Origin of the sequence: Xanthomonas prunicola (assembly GCF_002846205.1) — a bacterium.
GTDB classification, from domain to species: domain Bacteria; phylum Pseudomonadota; class Gammaproteobacteria; order Xanthomonadales; family Xanthomonadaceae; genus Xanthomonas; species Xanthomonas prunicola.
In genome coordinates, this window is the sequence record NZ_PHKV01000013.1 from 28,339 (window position 1) to 49,607 (window position 21,269).

The 21,269-nt window shown below is 64.3% G+C and carries 13 protein-coding genes, 1 pseudogene and 1 riboswitch; of the genes and pseudogenes, 6 read left to right on the forward strand and 8 right to left on the reverse strand.

The window, feature by feature from the left end:
• Nucleotides 1-714: 714 nt before the first annotated feature.
• On the reverse strand, nt 715-1,299 hold the full coding sequence (locus XpruCFBP8353_RS20895; RefSeq protein WP_101364943.1) for a gluconokinase: 585 nt from the start codon (nt 1,297-1,299) through the stop codon (nt 715-717).
• Nucleotides 1,300-1,456: 157 nt separating this feature from the next.
• Between XpruCFBP8353_RS20895 and XpruCFBP8353_RS20900 the strand changes: the two genes are divergently transcribed.
• Together XpruCFBP8353_RS20900 and XpruCFBP8353_RS20905 are read left to right on the forward strand one after the other, a co-directional pair.
• Nucleotides 1,457-2,839 (forward strand): MFS transporter, encoded by a 1,383-nt coding sequence (locus XpruCFBP8353_RS20900; protein ID WP_101364944.1) that lies wholly within the window; start codon nt 1,457-1,459, stop codon nt 2,837-2,839.
• Nucleotides 2,840-2,841: 2 nt separating this feature from the next.
• Nucleotides 2,842-5,241: pseudogene (locus tag XpruCFBP8353_RS20905) on the forward strand (GH36-type glycosyl hydrolase domain-containing protein); the annotation flags it as partial.
• A 103-nt stretch (nt 5,242-5,344) separates the two neighbouring features.
• Here the strand turns inward: XpruCFBP8353_RS20905 and XpruCFBP8353_RS20910 are convergent.
• Nucleotides 5,345-7,987, reverse strand: coding sequence for a glycosyl hydrolase 115 family protein (locus tag XpruCFBP8353_RS20910; RefSeq protein WP_101364946.1), 2,643 nt, complete (start codon nt 7,985-7,987; stop codon nt 5,345-5,347).
• A 398-nt stretch (nt 7,988-8,385) separates the two neighbouring features.
• Here XpruCFBP8353_RS20910 and XpruCFBP8353_RS23875 point away from each other — a divergent pair, with 398 nt between their 5' ends.
• Together XpruCFBP8353_RS23875 and XpruCFBP8353_RS20920 are read left to right on the forward strand one after the other, a co-directional pair.
• Entirely contained in the window at nt 8,386-8,535 is a 150-nt protein-coding gene (locus tag XpruCFBP8353_RS23875) for a hypothetical protein (protein ID WP_162301142.1), read from the forward strand.
• A gap of 182 nt (nt 8,536-8,717) precedes the next feature.
• The gene (locus tag XpruCFBP8353_RS20920) at nt 8,718-12,170 is read left to right on the forward strand and encodes a hybrid sensor histidine kinase/response regulator (protein ID WP_243391175.1); all 3,453 of its coding nucleotides are present in this window, start codon (nt 8,718-8,720) and stop codon (nt 12,168-12,170) included.
• Between the two features lie 80 nt (nt 12,171-12,250).
• Here the strand turns inward: XpruCFBP8353_RS20920 and XpruCFBP8353_RS20925 are convergent, their stop codons facing one another.
• The 4 genes from XpruCFBP8353_RS20925 to XpruCFBP8353_RS20940 all read right to left on the reverse strand — a co-directional run bounded on the left by XpruCFBP8353_RS20925 (nt 12,251) and on the right by XpruCFBP8353_RS20940 (nt 16,714).
• Nucleotides 12,251-12,835 carry a manganese efflux pump MntP gene (locus tag XpruCFBP8353_RS20925; RefSeq protein ID WP_101364978.1) on the reverse strand — a complete coding sequence of 195 codons (585 nt, stop codon included), beginning with the start codon at nt 12,833-12,835 and terminating at the stop codon, nt 12,251-12,253.
• Nucleotides 12,836-12,847: 12 nt separating this feature from the next.
• Nucleotides 12,848-13,009, reverse strand: a riboswitch (yybP-ykoY riboswitch).
• 79 nt (nt 13,010-13,088) lie between these two features.
• The gene (locus tag XpruCFBP8353_RS20930) at nt 13,089-14,630 is read right to left on the reverse strand and encodes a S41 family peptidase (RefSeq protein WP_101364948.1); all 1,542 of its coding nucleotides are present in this window, start codon (nt 14,628-14,630) and stop codon (nt 13,089-13,091) included.
• An 81-nt stretch (nt 14,631-14,711) separates the two neighbouring features.
• The gene (locus XpruCFBP8353_RS20935; RefSeq protein WP_162301146.1) at nt 14,712-15,839 is read right to left on the reverse strand and encodes a helix-turn-helix domain-containing protein; all 1,128 of its coding nucleotides are present in this window, start codon (nt 15,837-15,839) and stop codon (nt 14,712-14,714) included.
• 125 nt (nt 15,840-15,964) lie between these two features.
• Nucleotides 15,965-16,714: an IclR family transcriptional regulator gene (locus XpruCFBP8353_RS20940; protein WP_101364950.1), complete on the reverse strand. Its 750-nt coding sequence runs from the start codon at nt 16,712-16,714 to the stop codon at nt 15,965-15,967.
• A 177-nt stretch (nt 16,715-16,891) separates the two neighbouring features.
• Between XpruCFBP8353_RS20940 and fucP the strand changes: the two genes are divergently transcribed.
• A complete protein-coding gene (gene fucP / locus XpruCFBP8353_RS20945) occupies nt 16,892-18,193 on the forward strand; it encodes an L-fucose:H+ symporter permease (protein ID WP_101364951.1) in 1,302 nt (433 codons plus the stop codon).
• Between the two features lie 2 nt (nt 18,194-18,195).
• Nucleotides 18,196-18,555 (forward strand): L-fucose mutarotase, encoded by a 360-nt coding sequence (locus XpruCFBP8353_RS20950; protein ID WP_162301143.1) that lies wholly within the window; start codon nt 18,196-18,198, stop codon nt 18,553-18,555.
• Between the two features lie 266 nt (nt 18,556-18,821).
• Here XpruCFBP8353_RS20950 and XpruCFBP8353_RS20955 read toward each other — a convergent pair whose 3' ends face one another.
• Both XpruCFBP8353_RS20955 and XpruCFBP8353_RS20960 read right to left on the reverse strand, forming a co-directional pair.
• Nucleotides 18,822-20,144, reverse strand: a complete 1,323-nt coding sequence (locus XpruCFBP8353_RS20955) for an L-fuconate dehydratase (RefSeq protein ID WP_101364952.1) — start codon at nt 20,142-20,144, stop codon at nt 18,822-18,824.
• A gap of 178 nt (nt 20,145-20,322) precedes the next feature.
• Complete coding sequence (locus XpruCFBP8353_RS20960; RefSeq protein ID WP_101364953.1) at nt 20,323-21,180, reverse strand: fumarylacetoacetate hydrolase family protein; 858 nt, start codon at nt 21,178-21,180, stop codon at nt 20,323-20,325.
• Between the last annotated feature and the right edge of the window lie 89 nt (nt 21,181-21,269).

Sequence of the window (21,269 nt, forward strand, 5' to 3'; positions counted from 1 at the left end):
CGCGGCGCTGCATTCACAAAGCGGTCGGGTCCGTTTGCATCTGGTACGACCAGCTTGAAAAATTTGCGTTCAATGGGTTCGTTATTCGCACAAATCGTGATGATTCATCACTATCTTGCGCGGTCTCGATAGAAAAAATGATTGATGCGCGTTCGTTGAATGTGTGCGGATGGCAATGGTTTGCAAGAAGTAACCTGGAAATGTCGCGCAACCTTGTGTGGTGGCTTTCTGCTGGTTGAGAACGCGATGGAAGAGGGTGCGACAACAGCCTGGTGCGCGATGTGGGCATCGGAGCCGATACTCGCAGCACCTTGTGGCGAATGGACGTTCGCGCTGAGCGCTGCGGCTGATTATGCGGTGCGGTACTCATGGCGCGGCGTGCGGATGCCGGCGGGCGTGGCCTGTGCCCTCATCCGCCCGGGGGCACTTCTCCCGTGGGGAGCACGCAGTGGCGCTACGAAGTCGCTTGGCCGCTTAGTTGCCGGCCGCAGAATGCGGCTGCATGGATCCGCGTTGGCTGCGACGAAGCCAGCGCGACAGCACGTACCAGGCCGCGTTGCACCGTGCGCCCTGTCTGTGTGCAGTGCCATGACGATGCGCGAGACGTTATCGATCTGATGTATCGCCGATCTCGACGCAGCAGCATCGTGACGCACAACGCACACGCACTAGGCGGCGATCACCGCATGCCTCGTGCAAATCCTCTGGGCCGACTCACACGCGCTCGGACGCGCGTGAAGCGTGTTGCAGTGCAGCGGGATCGGTCGCTGCGAGCTGGCCGATCGCATCCTGCACCACGGCAGCGACGTTGGCATCTACATCCACCGACACGACGTCTGCTTCGTCTAGCGGCAGTTCCAGTGTCTGTATCTGGCTGTCGAGCAACGTGGGAGGCATGAAGTGGCCGGCGCGGGCGCTCAAGCGGGCGGCGATCACGTGCGGGGCCGCATGCAGAAATACGAAGCGCATCGGTACGCCGCTGTTGCGCAGCAATTGGCGATGTGCGCTGCGCAAACCGGAGAAGGCCAGTACCACCGATTCGCCAGCCTGTACGCAATCGCGCAGCGTCGCCGATAGCAGTTCCACCCACGGTAGCCGCATCGCGTCGGTGAGCGGTTGGCCGGCTGCCATCTGCGCGCGTGCGGCCACGCTGTGATAGTCGTCGGCATCCAGAAAACGGAAGCCGTAATGCGCTGCAAGTGCCTGCGCAATGGTGGTCTTGCCGCTGCCCGACACGCCCATCACCACGATGGCAAGCGGCGAAGCGGACGCGGGCGTGGCGAGTGTGGCGGTGTCCATCACGTCAGGTTATATCTCTGGATCGATTCGGCATTGGAGTGGATTTCACGTTGGCGGCGGCCGACGCGTGGTGTAGCGTCGGCGCTCCTCGCCAGGTGCGCGGGCACCCAGCGTAACGGCGTGCCCGGCCGGGTACAACGCGTTTGAAGGTGTGTCGATGACGTCATCGCCCGCAACGTCTCCTGCATCGGCGCGCCTGCGCTGGCGCGAAAAGCTGGGCTATGGCGCCGGCGATCTGGGTCTGAATCTGTACTGGGCCAACATCTCTGCGTTCTTGCTGATCTTCTATACCGACACCATGCATCTGCCGGCTGCTGCCGTCGGCACGATGATTCTGTTGACCAAGATCGCCGATGCGATCGCCGACCCGGCGATGGGCGCGCTGGCCGACCGCACCCGTAGCCGGCTCGGCAAGTTCAGACCGTATCTGCTGTGGGGCGCGCTGCCGATGGCGGCCACCGGTGTGCTTGCCTACACCACGCCGGATCTGGATCAACACGGGCGCATGTGGTGGGCCACGATCACCTTCCTGGTGATGATGCTGGCGTACACGGTGGTGAGCATTCCGTATTCGGCGTTGTCCGGCGTGATCACCGCCGACAGCCAGCAACGCACCGGTCTGATCAGCCTGCGCTTCATCGGTGCGTTTGCAGGCACGACCTTGGTCAATTACTTCACGATGGATTTGGTGCACTGGCTCGGCGACGGCAACGACGCGCTCGGATGGCAGCGCACGATGATGCTGTACGGCGCGCTGGCGATGCTGTTGTTCGTCACCGTGGCATTGGCCACGCGCGAGCGCGTGCAACCGCCGCCGCAGCAACACACGCCGATCCGGCGTGACATCGCCGATCTGTTGCAGAACAGGCCGTGGTGCGTGCTGTTCGTACTGTCGTTGATCATCATGATCACGATCACCATGCGCGGCGGTGCGGGTGTGTACTACCTCAAGTACTACGTGCAACGCCCGGATCTGGTCGGCTTGTTTTTGGGCAGTTATTCGGTGGCCTTGGGCGTGGGTGCGGCGATCACGCCGATGCTGACGCGGCGCTGGGACAAGCGCCAGCTGATGTGCGGGCTGATGGTGCTCGTCGGCCTGCTCAGCTGTGCGATGTTCTTCGTGCCTGCTGATGCAGTGTGGGCGGTATTTGCCTTGAACATGCTGATCGGCCTGGCGCTGGGGCCGAAATCGCCGTTGGCGTTTTCGATGTATGCCGACAGCGCCGACTACACCGAATGGCGCACCGGCCGCCGTGCCACCGCGATGACGTTTGCGGCCGCGACGTTCTCGCAAAAGCTCGGTGGCGCGTTGGCCTCGGCCGGCATCGCCTGGGTACTGGCCGCAATGGGCTATGTCGCCAACACTGCGCAGTCCACCGGGTCGTTGACCGGCATCGTGCTGCTGCTGACGGTGATTCCTGGTGCGGTCGCGCTGCTGGCTGCCTGGACCATGCGTTTCTATCCGCTGGACGACGGCTTGTTGAACCGCATCCAGCATGAACTGGCCGCGCGCAAGCGCGATGAACCGGAGCACTCTTGACCGTGTCTGCAACCCCCACTGTTACGTCCGATGCGCTGTCCAGTCTGATGGCGCCCAGCGCCGATGGTGCGCGCTACGCGCTCTATAGCCCCACCGCAATGCCCAATGCCGGCGGCTTTTTGTGGAACCGCCGCATGATGCTGCAGCTGACCTGCCGCGGCTATGCCACGGGCCAGTTCATGCAGCCGGAGCCATCGAAATACGCGCATGCGCCGATGCTGGAAGCGCGCAATTTCATGATGCCGGAGCAGCCGTACTACGCGCATCATCCCGGGCGTTTTTTCTACTTGAAGGATGAAGTCACCGGCGCGTTGTACTCGGTGCCGCACGAACCGGTGCGGGCGAAGCCGCAGGCGTTCGAGTTCTCTGCCGGCAAGCACGATGTGCGCTGGCGGGTGCGTCACGACGACATCGTGGTGGACTTGTGCGTGTCCCTTCCCACCGACGATGCGGTGGAGCTGTGGGAATGCCGTGTGCACAACGTCTCCGGGCGTGCGCGCAGGTTGAGCCTGTATGCCTATTTCCCGGTCGGCTACATGTCGTGGATGCATCAATGCGGCGGCTACGCGCCGGCATTGGGCGGCATCGTCTGCCGTAGTGTGGCGCCGTATCAGAAGGTGGACGATTACTTCCGCCAGCGCGATTTCAAGGACTGCACGTTTCTGCTGCACGAGCAGACGCCGGTGGCCTGGGACGCGCAGCAGATGGCGTTCGAAGGCGAGGGTGGTCTGCATGCGCCATCGGCCGTGCAGGCCGAGCAACTGGGCAACCACGCGGCGCATTACGAAACGCCCGCCGCAGCCTTGCAATACCGGCTGACGCTGGACGCCGATGCGGCCAGCGTGTATCGCTTCGCATTCGGGCCGGCCAAGGACGATGCCGAAATCGCCGCGCTGCGCGCGCGCTATGTGTCGGAAGCCGGCTTCGCACAAGCGGCGCGTGAGTATGCAGACTATCTGCAGGCCGGCCGTGGATGCATCCAGATCGCCACGCCCGACGCGGCGCTGGACAATCTGGTCAACCACTGGTTGCCACGTCAGGTGTTTTATCACGGCGACGTCAATCGTCTGACCACCGATCCGCAGACGCGTAACTATCTGCAAGACCATATGGGCATGGCCTATCTGCAGCCGTCCACCGCACGCGCGGCGTTGTTGCATGCCTTGTCGCAGCAGGAACCCAGCGGCGCGATGCCGGACGGCATTCTGTTGGTGGAAGGCGCCGAGCTGAAATACATCAACCAGGTACCGCATACCGACCACTGCGTGTGGTTGCCGATCTTCCTGAGCGCATATCTGGCCGAAACCGGCGATACCAGCGTCCTGGATGCGATCGTGGAGACCCACGACGGGCAGCGCCTGCGTGTGGCCGAACGGCTGGATGCGGCGATGCAGTGGCTGCTGGATGCGCGCGATGCACGCGGTTTGAGTTTCATCGCACAGGGCGATTGGTGCGATCCGATGAACATGGTCGGCTGGCGCGGCAAGGGCGTGTCCGGCTGGCTCACCGTCGCCACCGCGTATGCGCTGCGATTGTGGTCGGAGATCTGCACCGCGCAGGGCCGCAGCGCACAGGCGCAGACATTTGGCGAGGCGGTTGCCACGATCAACGCCGATGCCAACCGTGAGCTGTGGGATGGGGGCTGGTATGCGCGCGGTATCACCGATGACGGTGTGCGCTTCGGCATCGCCGAGGATGTGGAGGGGCGCATCTATCTCAATCCGCAGAGTTTCGCGCTGCTGGCCGGTACCGCCAATGCGGAGCAACGTGCGGCGCTGCTGGAGGCGGTGCGCGAGCAGCTGCACACGCCGTATGGCCCCGTGATGCTGGCGCCGGCGTACACGCACATGCGCGACGACGTGGGCCGGCTGACGCAGAAGTGGCCGGGTGCGGCGGAAAACGGTGCGGTCTACAACCACGCGGCGGCATTCTATTTGTACAGTCTGTACCAAATCGGCGAGGCCGACCGCGCCTGGGACATCCTGCGCGCGCTCCTGCCAGGGCCGACCCGCGAGGATGTGTTGCAACGCGGCCATCTGCCGGTGTCGTTACCCAACTACTACCGTGGCGCATGGCATCAGTACCCGCGCACGGCTGGGCGCTCGAGCCAATTGTTCAACACCGGCACGGTGGCGTGGGTGTATCGCTGCGTGCTGGAAGGTTTGTTCGGCTTGGTCGGCCAGGGCGATGCGCTGGCGATTCGTCCGCAGCTGCCATCGCACTGGCCGCACGCGCGTGCGACGCGTCAGTTCCGTGGCGCGAACGTTGACGTCACGCTGACGCGCGAGCCGGGCCGCACTGCGATGGAAGTGCTGGTGGATGGCGAGGTCTGCCCGGATCAGCGCATTGGCAACATCGTCAGTGGGCAGGTGTATCGGGTCGAGGTACGGCTGCCGGGGTAAGCGCCGGCTTGGGCCTGTGTGACGGCAAGGTGCTTCGCGGCGTGACCCATGCTCGCGAAGACGTGGCAGGAAGCGTCCTGGAGGGCCTCCAGCTGGCCTGGCGTCAGCGTGTCGGCGCCGGCCCCAGATAGGACGCAGGCACCGGCACGGTGCTCAGCACGAGCTTCTCCAGGACCAGGTTGTCGTCGATCCTGAGGACCTTGATCGTGTGCCGCCCCTTTTCCAGCGCGCCCATCTGTGCCGACAGGAACACCGCGTTGTTCTGCACCGCCGTTGCCCAGGCTTTTTCAGCAGGCGTGTTCTGTGCCCCGCCGGTCGGTTGCAGGTCCGAGCTAACCGTGGTCACCGGACCATCGTCGATCGACACGCCGAGCCGGAGCGGCCCGCGCTTGGACGTCTCCAGCGTGGGCGCAAGATACAGGCCGAGCGTGGCCATTCCCGGCGTTGAGACAACCACGTCGTACTCCACTGCAACACGGTCCTCGGCCGCGGTGGCGGGCTGCCCCTGCGGCAACGCGACCACGGCACCTTGCGTGCGTCCCAGCGCGGCAATCGCGGTCCACTGCAGCCCCTTGTTGGGGGTGACCCGCGAGAACATGGGCGCTTCGATCGAGATCACCCCCGGCGTTTGCGGTGCAGGCGGTGCGAATGCGATAGAGCGGGCGATCCGGTCGGGCGGCGTGTCGCCGCCAACACGGCTGATCGATGGCATCGACTGCTGAGTCGGGTCATTCCAGATCACATAACTCATGTGGACCTGATTCATCATGCCGTCCCATTTGCCACCGTTGATCGTGTGGTAGCGCTGCGTCAGGGCCTGATCGCGCTGAAACGTGGTTGCGACCCTATCGGCGAAGTAGTTCGCACGTGCATCGTTGCGTGCCGCAAGGCGCTTGTTCCACGCCGCCGCGTAGTAGAGCTGGTAGAGATTGGAAACTGCAGCGATCGGGTATTCGATCAGCTGAAAGTAGGCATCGTGCTGGTCGGCTGGCAAGCCCGCCTTGACATCAAGCATGCGCTGCTCGAGCGCCTGCCATTCGCTCACCATCGCCCCGAACTCGCCGCCGTCCAGCTTGGCAGGCGTACCCTCACCGAGTGCGAACGTATCCTGGTCGATCAGCTCCGGTTTCCTGCGTGCAACCAGGGTGCTGTAGCGGGTGATCAGCTCACCGATGCGTGCGGCGGGCGCAGCGCCGAACGCTGCCTGTGCCCATTGCTGCGGATACGCCGCAAGTGCTGCGGGCGTCATCGCCTCCGGGTTCCAGGCCATCTTCAGGAAAAAACTCAGTGGATATTCCATCGGTTTGATATCGCCGACGTTGACCACCCAGAGCTGCCGCGCGCCGCGCTGGTAGGCCAGATCCATCTGTTGCCAGATTTTTTCGATCTGATTGGTGTTGATCCATTTGTAGTTGCGCGGCACCCCGACATAATCGAAGTGGTAGTACACGCCATAACCGCCGGCGCGTTGCAGATCAGTGACCGGAAGGCGTCGAATCTGTCCCCAGTTGTCGTCGGAAAACAGCAGGGTGACATCGTCGGGAACCTGCATGCCGTGGTCGTAGTAGTCCTGCACTTCCTTGTAGAGCGCCCACACCTGTGGCGTCTGCGTGGCCGGTGCCGCGGTGACCTCGGCGATGATGGCGCGCTGGTCCGCGACGATCTTTTCCAGCAACTGGCTGGCCGTGCTTTCGGCCATTGGTTCGTCGCCATCGCCGCGCATGCCGACGGTGACCAGGCTGTCGTAGCGTTGGCCACCGCCCTTGGACATCATTCGCGCGATGCCACCCTTCCAGAAGGCACGCAGATTGGCGGCATTGCTGTTGTAGTCCCAGGCACCACCGCTGTTGGGGATACTCTTGAGATGCCATTCCTTTTGCGCGCGCATCATCGGCTCGTGATGGGAGGTGCCCATGACGATGCCCATCTGATCGGCCAGCACCATGTTGTCGGGATCATCGACATTGAAGGCCTTGCCCCACATCGCCGGCCACAGGTAGTTGGCCTTCATGCGAAGGCCCAGTTCGAAGACATGCGCATACATCTTCGAATTGACGCCGCCGAATTTCTTCATGGCCCAGCCCTTCAAGGCAGGGTCTTCGTCGTTGATGAAGAATCCGCGGTAGCGCACCTTCGGCGCATCGGACACGCTGCCGCGGGTAATGAACAGGTTGGAGCGATGCGCCGTTGCGACGTCGGCAAACCAGTACCAGGGCGACACGCCGATCTTCTCTGAAACATCGTAGGTGCCGAATACCGCACCACGGCGATCGGCACCGACGATGACAAGCGCGCGATCGATCTGCGCAGTGGGGTGCTCGACCACAATCTGTGTGTACGCCTCCCAGCGCTGCAGTAACGCGCGTTTGTCGATTTTTCCGCTGGCAATGAGTGTGTCGATGATCGGGCTCTGGCCGAGCGTGCCAACGATCACGGCCGTTCCGCGGACGGCAGCCAGCGCGGTGGTCACGCCACTGTTGCGGCCGGCGACGCGTTGCAGGTCGGCTGCGAAATTAGCGGCGACCGAGCGCACGGCAGGATCGGCCGATGCATCGACCACGACCGTGGCCGGTACCTCCGAGTGGATGAGCGCAACTGCGCCGGCACTGTCGCGTTCGCACACCGACACCGGCGTGTTGCAGGCCCAGACACCGTCGGCGGCGAAAAGGCCGACCGCGGTGATCAGCAGGGATCGCACGCGCGACGGTGCAATTGACGAGGTCTGTGTGCTTGCCGGAACGGACATGGGCTCTCCACGCATGCGGTGCTGAGTTCTGGATGGATGTGCGCGACGCACGTATCGACTGCGGTTGTGAGCGAAGGGCACGGGGCGGCATGTGTTACGCCTGCACATGTTCCGCGCCCCACCGCGTTGCGATGACACCGCACTGCGGGGTGGTGATTGTCATGCTTGGAATGCAGCGGTCACCGGCATCACGCGGAGCGCGCGGACGACGGCGTTGCGTAACAATCACTCCATGGCATGACAAACCGGCATCGAGCAATGAAACGTTTTCGGCACATCGTCCGATTCAGGGTGGACAGACAGTATGTCGTGATAGCGCTAACATCAAGCGGTCTAGCAAACGCGGCTGCGCTAGTTGCGCGGCATATATTGCCAGGCAGTTGCCGTGTCTTGCGGCCATGGCCGTGCAGAATCGATGGCTGCACGCGGCGCTGCGCGTGTTGGCAGTTTTGGCGGGTGTGAACGGGCTGCGGATCACCGCATCGATGATGGCTTTCGGTCTACAAGCTGCCCGTAGCCCGCGGGTGTTTATTGCCCGTCTGCGATGACCGATGTACAGCCAACGACCGCAGCGCATCCGTGCAACGCCGTGAGCGGGCCGACAGGCCGAGACATCAACGCCGCCGCACCCCATCGCCTGACGCCAGCCCGGGGTCTGATGCCGCCCACGCAACGTCAACGTGCGCGACTGCGTAAACTCCACGCCTGGCGCTGCGCCGTGTAGGAGGACATGGTGGTCTCGAGCTGGATCCTGCTGCTGGTTTCCGTTGGCTACGCAGCCCTGCTGTTCGGGGTGGCATGGTGGGGCGACCGCCGTCCGCTGTACCCGGAGCGGCCGTGGCTGCGGCCGGCGGTCTACAGCCTGGCGTTGGCCGTGTACTGCTCGTCGTGGACCTTCTACGGGGCGGTGGGTTCGGCGGTGCGCAACGGTATCGGCTACCTGCCGATCTATCTGGGCCCACTGCTGTTGCTGCTGTTCGGCTGGCGCATCATCGAGCGCCTGGCGCTGATCGCCCGCGCCGAAAATACCGTCTCCATTGCCGATTTCATTTCCTCGCGTTACGGCCGTTCGCGCCGGCTGGCCGCGTTGGTGGCGGTGATCGCGCTGGTCGGCATCGTTCCGTACCTGGCGCTGCAGTACAAGGCTGTGGCGATGAGCCTGGAGGTGTTGACCGGGCATAGCAGCGCCGGGCGCGGCCTCTTCGCCGACCCCGCGTTATATGTGGCGTTGCTGATGGCACTGTTCGCCACGCTCTTTGGCACACGTCAGGTCGATGCCACCGAGCACCACCGCGGCATGATGTTGGCGATCGCGCTGGAGTCGGTGATCAAGCTGGTCGCCATCGTGGCGGTGGGTTTGTTCGCATGGCTGTGGTTGAGCGACCACCAGCTGCATATCGCCGATTCGGCGCGCACGCTGTTCGAGCACACGCCCTCGGTGGGCTTCATCTCGCAGACGCTGCTGAGTTTTCTGGCAGTGATCTGCCTACCGCGCCAGTTTCATGTCGCGGTGGTCGAATGCAGCGACGTGGGCGACATCCGCCGCGCACGCTGGTTGTTCGGCGCCTATCTGGTGATCATCTCGGCGATGGTGGTGCCGATCGCCTCGGCCGGCATCGCGCTGTTCGGCAAGGGCAGTGCGGTGGTGGACGATGCGATGGTGCTTGCCCTGCCGCTCAGCCAGGGAAATACCGTGCTGGCGCTGGTGGCCTACGTGGGCGGGTTCTCGGCGGCCACCGGCATGGTGATCGTGGCCAGCATCGCGTTGGCCACCATGGTCAGCAACGACCTGGTGATGCCGGTGCTGCTGCGTCGCCGTGGCAGCGCCGATGCGCGCGCGGCGGTGGCTTCGCGCGTGTTGTGGATTCGTCGCGTCGCCATTTTGCTGCTGGCGCTGATTGCCTACGGCTATCACCGCAGCGTGGCCAACGACACCACCTTGGCGGCATACGGATTGATGGCATTTGCCGCGGTGGCGCAGTTCGCGCCGGGCGTGATTGGTGGGCTGTATTGGCGTGGTGCCAGCCGCAAGGGCGTGGAGACCGGCATGGTGCTCGGCTTCATGACCTGGATCTACACGCTGCTGTTGCCGGCCGCCACGCGCGCCGGTTGGCTGCAGCCGGAATGGCTGGCGGATGGGCCGTTCGGCATCGCCTGGCTGCAACCCCAGCAGCTGTTCGGCATGCGCGGCTGGGACCCGCTCGCGCACGGTACGTTCTGGTCGTTGTTGATCAACGTGGGCGCGATGATGCTGGTCTCCGCACGCTGGCGTCCCGGCGTGGACGAGCGGCTACGTGCAGCGCCGTTTCTGGATCCGTACGCGCAGCGCCCTGCGGTGGCCGGTGAATGGCCTGGGCATGTGCGGGTCGGCGATCTGCAAGCGCTAGCCGAGCGCGTGGTGGGTGAACGGCATGCGCGGCGCGCGTTCGTGGAGCAGGCGCAATTGCTGGAGCGCGAGTTGCAGCCCACCGTGGTCGCCGACCGTGCCTGGGTACAGTTCACCGAACGCCTGCTCGCCGCGTCCATTGGCGCGGCCTCTGCACGGCTGGTGCTGACCAGCCTGTTGCGTGGTTCGGGGATGGAGCTGGGCGAAGTGGTGGCGGTGCTGGACGAGGCTGGCCAGGAGTTGCGCTTCAATCGCGAGATCCTGTCCACCACGCTGGAAAACATCAGCGCCGCGGTCAGCGTGGTCGACCCGGACATGCGGTTGACTGCCTGGAATCGGCGTTATCAGCAGCTGTTCGGGTATCCCGATGGCATGCTGTATGTGGGCCGCCCGGTGGCCGATCTGATCCGCTACAACGCCGAGCGTGGCGAGTTGGGCGAGGGCGATATCGAAGACCAGATCGATCGGCGTATCCGGCATATGCGCGCCGGCTCGCCGCACGTGTTCGAACGCACCCGCAGCGACGGCAAGGTGATCGAAATGCGTGGCCAGGCGCTGCCGGGCGGTGGCTACGTCACCAGCTATAACGACATCACCGACTACAAGCGCGCCGAGCGCGCATTGCTGGACGCCAACGAAAACCTCGAACAACGCGTGGCCGATCGCTCGCGCGAGGCCGAACTGGCGCAGCAATCCAAGACACGCTTTTTGGCGGCGATCAGTCACGACGTGTTGCAGCCGCTCAATGCCGCACGCCTGTTCGCCTCGGCCTTGCGGGAGAGTCATCAAAACAACGAAGAACAGCGCCATCTGGCCGAACGCGTGGATGCCTCGCTGCGTGCGGCCGAAGAACTGCTCGACGGCCTGCTCGATGTCTCGCGCCTGGATGCCGGCGGATTACGGCCCACGGTCGAAGATTTCGACGCCAGCGCGCTGATGCACGAGTTGGCCGCGCAGTATGCGCCAGTGGCCGCTAGCCGCGGTCTTCGTCTGCAGGTGCATAGCCGCCCGATCTGGGTGCGCAGCGACCGCCGTCTGCTACGCCGGGTGATGCAGAACTTCCTGGCCAACGCGCTGCGCTACACGCGCCAGGGCCGCATCGTGCTGGGCATGCGCGGGCGCGGGCAGCAGGCGGAGCTGCAGGTGTGGGATACCGGCCCGGGCATTCCCGAGCATCACATGCGGCAGATCTTTGAAGAATTCCGCCGCTATCAGCAGCCCTTCGATTGGGGCGAACAGGGTCTGGGATTGGGCTTGTCGATTTGCCAACGCATCTCGCGCCTGCTCGATCACGACTTGAGCGCACGCAGCCAGGTCGGCCGCGGCAGCATGTTCTCGATCCTGTTGCCGCGCGTGGCGCCGGTGCCGGTTGCGCCACTGGTGCCTGCGCCGGCCACGCGGGCATCGCCCAGTGGCGATTCGCTGGCCGGCTTGCGCGTGCTGTGCGTGGACAACGACCGCGAGATTCTCGACGGCATGCGCGCGCTGCTCGGCCGCTGGCAGGTGGAGGTGATCACCGCCAGCACGGTGGATCAGGCACTGGAACGTGCGCGCGAACAGCCGGACCTGATGCTGGTGGATTACCACCTGCATGACCGCATGGATGGTTTGGATACGCTTGATGCCGTGCAAGCGGCCGCACCCGCACCGATTGCCGGCGCCTTGCTCACCGCCGACGGTCGCGACGAACTCAAACAGCTTGCGCGCGAACGCGGTTATCGCTTGCTGACCAAACCGGTGAAGCCGGCATCGCTACGTGCGTTTTTGAGTGCGCATCACGATGCGAAAAAACGCTGATGGCTGCGGCGTAGCAGCGCGCTGGCGCGCGATGAGGCGCGACCGATAACGCGTCATCGCGCTGCTACGATGAACGACGCTTATGCTGCGCCGCCCAGGTGTTCGTAAAGAATCACGCTGCCGACGATCACCAGAATCAATCCACCCAGAATTTCGGCGCGCTTGCCGATCAGATGACCGAGCGCGCGGCCCAGCATCACTCCCGCAGTGACCATGCTGAAGGTGCACAGGCCCACCACCACTGCGACCACGCCGATGTGCACATCGAGAAACGCCAGGCTGACGCCGACCGCCATCGCATCGATGCTGGTGGCAAAACCGGTGGTGGCCAAGCCCAGCAATCCATGCCGTTTCGGCGTCTCGGCGTCGGCATCGTCGGCATCGTCCGGCCCATTGCGCAGGCCGGCGATCATCATGTGCGTGCCCAATGCACCCAGCAGTACGAAGGCGATCCAGTGATCGTAGGCAGACACATAACTGGACGCGGCACGGCCCAGCAGCCAGCCGATCACCGGAGTGATTGCTTCGATACAGCCGAAAATTAAGCCGGCGCGCAGCGCATCGCGCCACTGCGGTTTGCGCATCGCCGCGCCCTTGCCGATCGCCGCGGCAAACGCGTCGGTGGACATCGCAAAACCGATCAACACAATGGAAAAAGGAGACATCGACACTCTCGGGTTGGGCACGGTCACAACGGCATGCGCCCGCGCCAACCGTCGTCGTGCGCGCATGCCGCTGGTCTCGCCAAACCGAAACTGGTTGCCTGCACCACGGCGCACTGGCCGAGTATGTTGATGCAGGCGCTTTCGATGGACGAAAGCAGGCTACTCCCCAAGGGGCGCGCAGTGTACCAACGCATTGCTGCGTTCTGTGCGTTTGCACTGCACGCGAAGGTCGGTCTGATCTTTATAGCCTTGGCTATGCGGGTGCGTCGTGGTGGGCCTTCTGCGGCGTTCCATCGCTGCGCAGCAAGGCGCGCACCGCGTCCATTTCCACATCGCGGCCGTGTTGCAGATCCTGCGCGGTGATGTCTACCGGCACGTCGGGTAATACGCCGCGGTCCGGCTGCGCGCTGGTTGGAAGCTGTGCGACCAGCGGTAGATCCACTTCGATCTGCGAGTTGGGAAGATGCAGAAAGAAAAACGCACTGCCGTTGATGCCGCGCAGGTTGCCACCGGTGGGCTGGCCGACCAGCGTGGCCAGGCCGTTGCGCTGCAGTTGCTGTGCAAATTCGAAGGTGGCCGAGCTGTTCTCGGCGCTGGTCAACACGAAGACCCGGCCGTTGAAGTGTGGCGCGCGTAGTGGCAGGTAGCGCTGCGCTGCAGTGTGCGGGGGATCGAGCGTGTAGAAACGCGTGTCATAGGCGACGGCACGCGCGCCCCAGTCGCGGAAGGAGCGATCCCAGGTGGTCACATATGGCGCCAACGCATCGGGCAGGCGCCGATAGCGCACCAATTGACGCATTGGCGATACAGCAACCTCGCTTGCGCCTAGATAGCCAAGCAGCACGCTGCCCACATTCAGCCCGCCCTCGTTGCCACGCAGATCGATCACCAGCGCAGGCACCTGACGCTCGGCAAGGCGTGCGAAGTTGTGGGCCAGAAAGGCCTGCCAATCCCAGGGGCTGTCGTAGAGCGCCCAGTCCGGCATGCGCAGGATCGCCAGATCGGCCGAGTCCATCGTCAGCGTCCATGCCGGCGCTGCGCTGTCGCGTGCACGCTGGGGCGCCATCGCGTTGCGCTGCGCCGCGCCGATGCCATGGACCCGTAGCGTGCGTTGCGCGGTTGCTCCCGGCGTGCGGACCTGCAGCACCGGGTCGGCGGACATCTGCGGAAACAGCAGCGGCAGATACACATCGAATGCCTCGATGCGCGCAAATCCCTGCACTTCCATCTGGGCAATGCGCTTGGCGTCGTTGCCACCGTCGGCGCGCGCCACCGTCATCAAGGCCGCCAGAATCTGCGCGGTGGCAACGCCATCGATCGACAGCACTTCGGTCCCAGGTCGCAGGTCCGGCTGGTCCGAGCCATTGCGGCTGACAACCATGCGGCCATGCAGCCAACGGAAGTGAAACGGAAGCAGCCGCTCGCCGGGGAACAGGGCATGCTGGATCGGCTCGGGTTGATTGACGAAGTTCGGGAAGCTATGGCCGCAACGCACGCTGGCGGTCAGGCGCGAGATGGCCAGATAGGCCTGACCGAGCGTGGCGCCGTGTCCCAGTTCGGTGCGCAACGCGTCGAACCGTTGCGCGACCTGCTGCTCGGTCGCATAGCGGTACAGACCCGGATGCAGTGCCTCATAGGCATGTTGCAGCACATCGACATCGGCCAACAACGCCGGGCCTGCGAGTCGGCTGTCGCTGGTCAACAGTGGTGCCGATGAGGCCGCCGGCGCCACGCATAGGGGCCACAGCAGCAGCAACCACAACAGCGATGGGAGAGGGCGGATGCGAGGGGACATGGCAACTCCTTGCGCGAGAGTCGCCAGCATCCTCAGCTGCACCGCGGCTGGCGTCTCAAATGCCCAATCGCCACGCGATTTTCAGAATGTGGGACGTTGCGCGTGCCGGTAATCGCTGGGCGTACACCCAACGTGGGCACGAAACACCCGGTTGAAGCTGGCCTTGGAACCGAAGCCGACCGCCAGCGCGATGGAGAGAATGTCCTCATCACCCGCCAATAAGCGCTGCGCCTCGGCGATGCGTCGCGCGTTGATGAAGGCGCTGAAGGTCTGCCCCAGGCCTTCGTTGAGCGCGCGCGACAAGTAATTGCTGTTGGTCCCCATGCGGCGCGCCAGCTCGGGCAGGGTGAGGTCCGGTTCGCGCCACCAGCCGTGCGCGTTGACCTCGGCGGCCACGCGTTGGCCCAGTGCCTGCCAGTCCTTCTCCATCGCCGCAGGCTGCGGGGCGACAGGCGCTGCGGGATCGCTTGCAGGCGTTGGCGGGTTCAGCACCAGCGCCGCATCGCGCTGCGGATACTGCGCCCGGGCATGTCGCCAACCTTCCAGCCCCAGGTAGTAGACCAGGGCGGCGGTGGCCAGATACCGTGGGAACTCGTCGAAGTACGACAGCCGATGCCACAAGCGGTCGCTGGCGGTGAAGCCCAACCGCAATGCCACCAGCAACGAGGCGGCCAGCAGAAAGCCGCGCAGCCATGGCAACCGCAGTTCCTCGCGCGCGCTGCTGTAGTGCTCCAGCCAGCGTTGATAAGCCAGGTAGTCGCGCCAGGCCAGCAGCAGATACAGCGTCAGCGAGGCCAGTACCAATGCATCTTGCAGTGGGGCGATCCAGGGCACCTGGACAGTGGCGTTCCAGTCCCATTTGCGTTGCAGCGGCCAGGTGAACAGCCATGTGTAGTAAGCGCCTTGCAGCAGCCCCGGCAGCAGATGCAGTGCCCAGCGCGGTGGGAGCTGCTGGCGCGCCAGTTGGCGGACGTAGAGCCACACCAGCGGCCCGATCGCCAGCTCCCAGAACAGCGGCGCGTAGGTCAGGTCAGGGTAGGCGTCGTAGGCGCCGGCATAGCCGAGCGTGTAGGGCGTGATCAGCGCCACCACCACCAGCAACAGCGCCGCCAGGCAACGGTTGGCGATGCGATTGACCGGCGCCAGCAGCAACAGGCCCGCACCGAGCACGCCATGCGCGCTGCCGAGCAGCAGGATGGTGCTCCACATCCCGAACTTGATGCTGGACATGCGATCCCGTCTGGTCGATCGCGCCGAGTATAGGGGCGATCGACGGCGCCGCTGTTCTGGCCACGGTTCCGGCCGCTCTCGCGCGGCATTCGGCCTGTGTGCGGCTAGTGCAGCGCGCTGGAGATCTCGGCGGTCGCCGCGCACAGGGCCTGCAACGCCGCTTGCGGGCTCACCAGCGCAGGGCGTCGTTCGATGAAGGGCACCGTGAGCGTGTAGGTGGCGCTGCCGCGCTGCAGGATCGGTGCAGTCAGATCGACCACGCCCACCACCGCCTCGCTGGGCTGCATCGCATAGCCATCGCGGCGCGCCTGCGCGGCGGCGGCCAGGAACTGCGCGCGCTCGAACGGCACGTCGCTGGCATCGAGCATGTCCAGCCAGCGTGCCTGCACCTCCGGCTGCTGGAAAGCGAACAGCACCAGCCCGGAGCTGGAATGTGTCAACGGGCGACGATGCCCCGGGCGTACCACCAGGCCCAGGTCGCTGGGCACGTCCATTTGCGCGATCACCACGATCTGGTCGCCGGATGGCGCTACCAGGTGGCACGGCTGGTAGATCGCATCGGACAAGCGACGCATCACCGGCAGTGCGGCCTCGCTGATGCTCTGCACATGCGGCTGCTGCATGCCGAGCATGAACAGGCGGTTGGTCAGCACGTAGTCACCTTCGCCATCGCGCGTGAGATAGCCGCGCTCTTCCAGCACCTGCAGCATGCGGAAGATTTCCCCGCGCGAGCGCCCGATACCCTGCGAGATCGCCCCCATGCTCATCGGCTGTGCCTGGCGGGCGAGCAATTCCAGGATGTCCAGGCCCTTGTCCAGGGCGGGCGCGCGGTACTTGGCGGGTTCGGTGCTCATCCGTTTGCAGGTCCAGGCAAGGTGCGGCGCGCCAGGGTACAGGCAACGCAGGACGGGGTCAGGTGGTGTGTCAGTGCAAATATAAACAAAGATTTTATATTTGCATGGCGATGGTCAGCGCAGTACGCTCGCTCGATTGCAACGCAAGCGCCACAGCCTTGGGAGGGGAACGGTCGCATGCATCACAGTGACATTGCCGCGTCACCGCGCGGCAACCTGGCGCGTACCGCCATGATTCCCCTGTTGTTGATCGTCAGCCTGTTCTTTTTGTGGGGCATGGCCAACAACCTCAACGACATCCTGATCAAGCAGTTCAAGAAGGCCTTCGAACTGACCGACCTGCAGGCCGGGCTGGTGCAGAGCGCGTTCTACATGGGCTATTTCGTGTTCGCGATGCCTGCGGCGATGTTCATGCGCCGCTACAGCTACAAGGCGGCGGTGGTGCTGGGCCTGCTGCTGTACGCCTGCGGTGCGTTCCTGTTCTATCCGGCCGCGCAGGTGCACACCTACTGGCTGTTTCTGCTGGCGTTGTTTGTCATCGCCAGCGGCCTGGCGTTCCTTGAAACCACGGCTAACCCCCTGGTCACTGTGCTCGGTCCTGCCGATGGCGCAGCGCGGCGCTTGAACCTGGCGCAGGCGTTCAATCCGCTGGGCTCCATCACCGGCGTGTTGGTCGGCCAGCACTTCATCTTTTCCGGCGTGGAGCACACCCCTGCCGAACTCGCGGCAATGGCGCCGGCCGCGCGTGAGGCGTTCTTCGCCACCGAATCGTCGGCCGTGCAGATGCCGTATCTGATCATCGGTGCAGTGGTGGTGCTGTGGGCGATCCTGATTGCGCTGGTGCGCTTTCCCACCGGCGCGCCGGATGCCGACGCTGGTGCCGCGCCCAGGCGCGCACGTTTCAGCGAGTTGCTGCGTAACCGGTTGTTCGTGTTTTCGGTGGTAGCGCAGTTCTTTTACGTGGGTGCGCAGGTCGGGATCTGGAGCTATCTGATCCGCTATCTGCAGGATGCAGTGCCCGGCACGCCGGAAAAGACCGCGGCCACTTACTTGACCATTTCGCTGGTGCTGTTCATGGCTGGCCGCTTCATTGGCACGGCGCTGTTGCGCTATCTGGCGCCTGCGAAGTTGCTGGCAAGTTTTGCAGTGATCAACCTGATCTTGTGTGCGGTGGCGATCGCGCTGCCTGGTTGGACCGGGTTGTATGCACTGGTGGCAGCCAGCGTGTTCATGTCGGTGATGTTCCCGACCATCTTTGCGCTGGGCCTGGATGGCATGCACGACGACGCGCGCAAGCTGGGCTCCTCCTTGCTGGTGATGTCCATCATCGGCGGCGCGCTGCTCACCGCGGTGATGGGCGCTGTGTCGGACATGGCTGGCATCCATTGGGCGATGGTGGTGCCGGGTGCGTGCTTTGCCGTGATCTTGCTGTTCGCGTTGCGCGCACGCCGCGCAGCGCCCGTGGTTGCAGGAGCCTGAGCATGCCGCGTCTTTGTTATGTGCTGGATCTACACGACGATGCGGCGCTGATCGCCGAATACGAGCGTTGGCATCGGCCCAATGAGGTATGGCCGGAAGTGGTGGCCTCCTTGCAGCAGGCCGGCATCCTGGAACTGGAGATCTTTCGCAGCGGTGATCGGCTGGTGATGCTGATGGACGTGAGCGAGAGCTACGACCCAGCCGCGAAAGCGGCGCGCGATGCAGCCGACCCGCGCATCCAGGCGTGGGAAGCGTTGATGTGGCGGTTTCAAAAGCCGCTGCCGGGCAGTGCGCCAGGAGAGAAGTGGCGCGAGGCCGGGCGGATATTTGCGTTGAGTGAGGCGGTGGCGGCGCAAGGCTGAGTCGCATCCCTCATCCGCCCTGCGAGCCCCTTCTCCCGCAGGCGGGAGAAGGGGGCAGGGGCTGCAGCGTGCATTTTCCGTTCGCAGGCATGACGGCGTTACCGTTCTCACCCCGCAATCATGACGACGTCATCGTCCTTGCCCTTGCAGTCATGACTGCTCTTTCCACACCGCTCGCAGTGATTCCTGCTTCGTCGTTGCTCCGCTCCCGCTTTCCTTCTCCCGCAAGCGGGAGAAGGTGCCCGAAGGGCGGATGAGGGCGCTGGTCAGCCCTGTCGATTGGCTGCCAGGTCTTCCACCCAGAAACGTCCATCCGGGTAGCTGAATTCGGCAATCGAAGACGCGTGCATTTCTGCCGAGAAACCGGGCACCGCCGGTGCCAGATAGCGGCCGTGCTGGATGCGGACCGGGTCCAGGAAGTGTTGATGCAGGTGGTCGACGAATTCGATCGCGCGGTCTTCCATCTTGCCGGTGATGGCAACGAAGTCGGCCATGGCCAGATGTTGTACCAACTCGCACAAGCCGACCCCACCGGCGTGCGGAAACACGCGGATGTTGAACTTGGCGGCCAGCAACAGGATGGCGAGATTTTCGTTGACCCCGCCCACGCGTGCAGCGTCGATCTGGATCAGGTCCACCGCCCCGGCCTGCAGCAGTTGCTTGAACACCACGCGGTTTTGCGTGTGCTCGCCCGTGGAGACCGGCACCGGCGTGATGCCCTGGCGAATGGCGGCGTGGCCGAGCACGTCGTCTGGGCTGGTGGGTTCTTCGATCCAGGCGATATTGAATTCGGCCAGTTGGCGCATCCAGTCGATCGCCGGGCCCACGTCCCAGCGCTGATTGGCATCGACCGCCATGGCGATATCCGGGCCGATGGCCTGGCGCGCCAGCCGGCAGCGACGGATGTCGTCCTGCACATTGGCGCCGACCTTGAGCTTGATGGTGCGGAAGCCGTCGGCGACCGCTTCCTTGGCCAGCCGTACCAGCTTCTCGTCCGAGTAACCGAGCCAGCCGGGCGAAGTGGTGTAGGCGGGGTAGCCCTGCTCAATCAGCGTGGCGATGCGTTGCGCGCGCTGCGGATGCGCATCGCGCAGGATGGCCAGTGCTTCGTCGCGGGTGAGTGCGTCGGTGAGATAGCGGAAGTCGATGGTGTCGACCAACTGCTCGGGCGTGAGTTCGGCAATGAAGCGCCACAGCGGCTTCTTCGCGGCGCGCGCGGCCAGGTCCCAGGCGGCATTGATCACTGCGCCGATGGCCATGTGCATCACGCCCTTTTCCGGGCCGAGCCAGCGCAGCTGCGAATCGTTGGTGAGCCGGCGCGCGAACGCGCCAAGATCGGCGATGACGTCTTCCACACGCAGGCCGACCACGTGATCGGCCAGGGCCGCCACCGCGGCGGTCTGCACATCGTTGCCGCGGCCGATGGTGAACACCAGGCCATAACCGGCCAGGTCGTTGGCAGCATCGGTCCGCAGTACGACGTAGGCCGCCGAGTAATCGGGATCGGGATTCATCGCATCGGACCCATCCAGCTCGCGCGAGGTGGGGAAGCGGACGTCGTGGGTATCGAGGGCGACGATGGTGCTCATAAAGTCCTGGACGAGTGGAACAACAAGTTGGGATGCACACCCCCTCCCAACCAGGGAGGGGCTCGGCGACGGCGCGCACTGCCTGTGGTCGCGCGGCGCAGGCTCGTTTCAAGCAAGAAAGAATCGAGCCGCTGCTGATGCGCCGTGCTCGATCAATCCCACTCTTACGAAAGGAGGTTCAACCGATATCGCGCGGATGCGCCACCACCGGCTGGCGCTGACGGCCGAGACCTTCGATCTCCAGTTCCATCACGTCACCCGGCTTCAGATACACCGGCGGCTTTTGGCCCAGGCCCACGCCCGGCGGAGTGCCGGTGCTGATCACATCGCCCGGCATCAGCGTCATGTAACGGCTGATGTGGCTGACCAGCTCCGCCACGCCGAACACCATCGTGCGGGTGCTGCCGTTTTGGTAGCGGTGGCCGTTGACCTCCAACCACATCGCCAGGTTCTGCGGGTCGGCGATCTCGTCGCGCGTCACCAGCCATGGGCCGATCGGACCGAAGGTGTCGGCGCTCTTGCCCTTGACCCACTGGCCGCCGTGTTCGAGCTGGAATTCGCGCTCGGACAGATCGTTGATCACCGCGTAGCCAGCCACATGGTTCAGCGCTTGCTCTACCGACACATCGCGCGCCACATCGCCGATCACCACACCCAGCTCCACTTCCCAGTCGCTGTTCACCGAACCGCGCGGGATGATCACCGTGTCATTGGGACCACACACCGCCGTGGTGGCCTTCATGAAAAGAATCGGCATCTTGGGCACTTCCATGCCCGATTCGGCGGCATGGTCGGCATAGTTCAACCCCACGCAGATGAATTTGCCGATGCGGCCCACCGCTGCGCCGTAACGCACCTGGCCTTCGATCAACGGCAGCGTGGCCACATCCAGTGTGCGCAGTTTTTCCAGGCCGGCGGTGGTGATGTGCTCGCCGGCCACATCGTCGATCACACCGCTGAGGTCGCGGATGCGGCCTTCGCTGTCGATCAGGCCAGGGCGTTCGTGGCCTTCGGCGCCAATGCGTACGAGTTTCATGCGGTCTTCCTTTGCTGATGAGAAATGGAGCGGCTAGCAAACCTAGCGCGCGTGCATCGGGTAGGTCAGGACGGTGTGCTCACATCGAA

Excerpts from the sequence above, each read along its gene's own strand:
- XpruCFBP8353_RS20895 (WP_101364943.1), bottom strand. The coding sequence starts at position 1,299 with ATGGACACCGCCACACTCGCCACGCCCGCGTCCGCTTCGCCGCTTGCC.
- XpruCFBP8353_RS20900 (WP_101364944.1), top strand. The coding sequence starts at position 1,457 with ATGACGTCATCGCCCGCAACGTCTCCTGCATCGGCGCGCCTGCGCTGG.
- XpruCFBP8353_RS20910 (WP_101364946.1), bottom strand. The coding sequence starts at position 7,987 with ATGTCCGTTCCGGCAAGCACACAGACCTCGTCAATTGCACCGTCGCGC.
- XpruCFBP8353_RS23875 (WP_162301142.1), top strand. The coding sequence starts at position 8,386 with ATGGCCGTGCAGAATCGATGGCTGCACGCGGCGCTGCGCGTGTTGGCA.
- XpruCFBP8353_RS20920 (WP_243391175.1), top strand. The coding sequence starts at position 8,718 with ATGGTGGTCTCGAGCTGGATCCTGCTGCTGGTTTCCGTTGGCTACGCA.
- XpruCFBP8353_RS20925 (WP_101364978.1), bottom strand. The coding sequence starts at position 12,835 with ATGTCTCCTTTTTCCATTGTGTTGATCGGTTTTGCGATGTCCACCGAC.
- XpruCFBP8353_RS20930 (WP_101364948.1), bottom strand. The coding sequence starts at position 14,630 with ATGTCCCCTCGCATCCGCCCTCTCCCATCGCTGTTGTGGTTGCTGCTG.
- XpruCFBP8353_RS20935 (WP_162301146.1), bottom strand. The coding sequence starts at position 15,839 with ATGTGGAGCACCATCCTGCTGCTCGGCAGCGCGCATGGCGTGCTCGGT.
- XpruCFBP8353_RS20940 (WP_101364950.1), bottom strand. The coding sequence starts at position 16,714 with ATGAGCACCGAACCCGCCAAGTACCGCGCGCCCGCCCTGGACAAGGGC.
- fucP (WP_101364951.1), top strand. The coding sequence starts at position 16,892 with ATGCATCACAGTGACATTGCCGCGTCACCGCGCGGCAACCTGGCGCGT.
- XpruCFBP8353_RS20950 (WP_162301143.1), top strand. The coding sequence starts at position 18,196 with ATGCCGCGTCTTTGTTATGTGCTGGATCTACACGACGATGCGGCGCTG.
- XpruCFBP8353_RS20955 (WP_101364952.1), bottom strand. The coding sequence starts at position 20,144 with ATGAGCACCATCGTCGCCCTCGATACCCACGACGTCCGCTTCCCCACC.
- XpruCFBP8353_RS20960 (WP_101364953.1), bottom strand. The coding sequence starts at position 21,180 with ATGAAACTCGTACGCATTGGCGCCGAAGGCCACGAACGCCCTGGCCTG.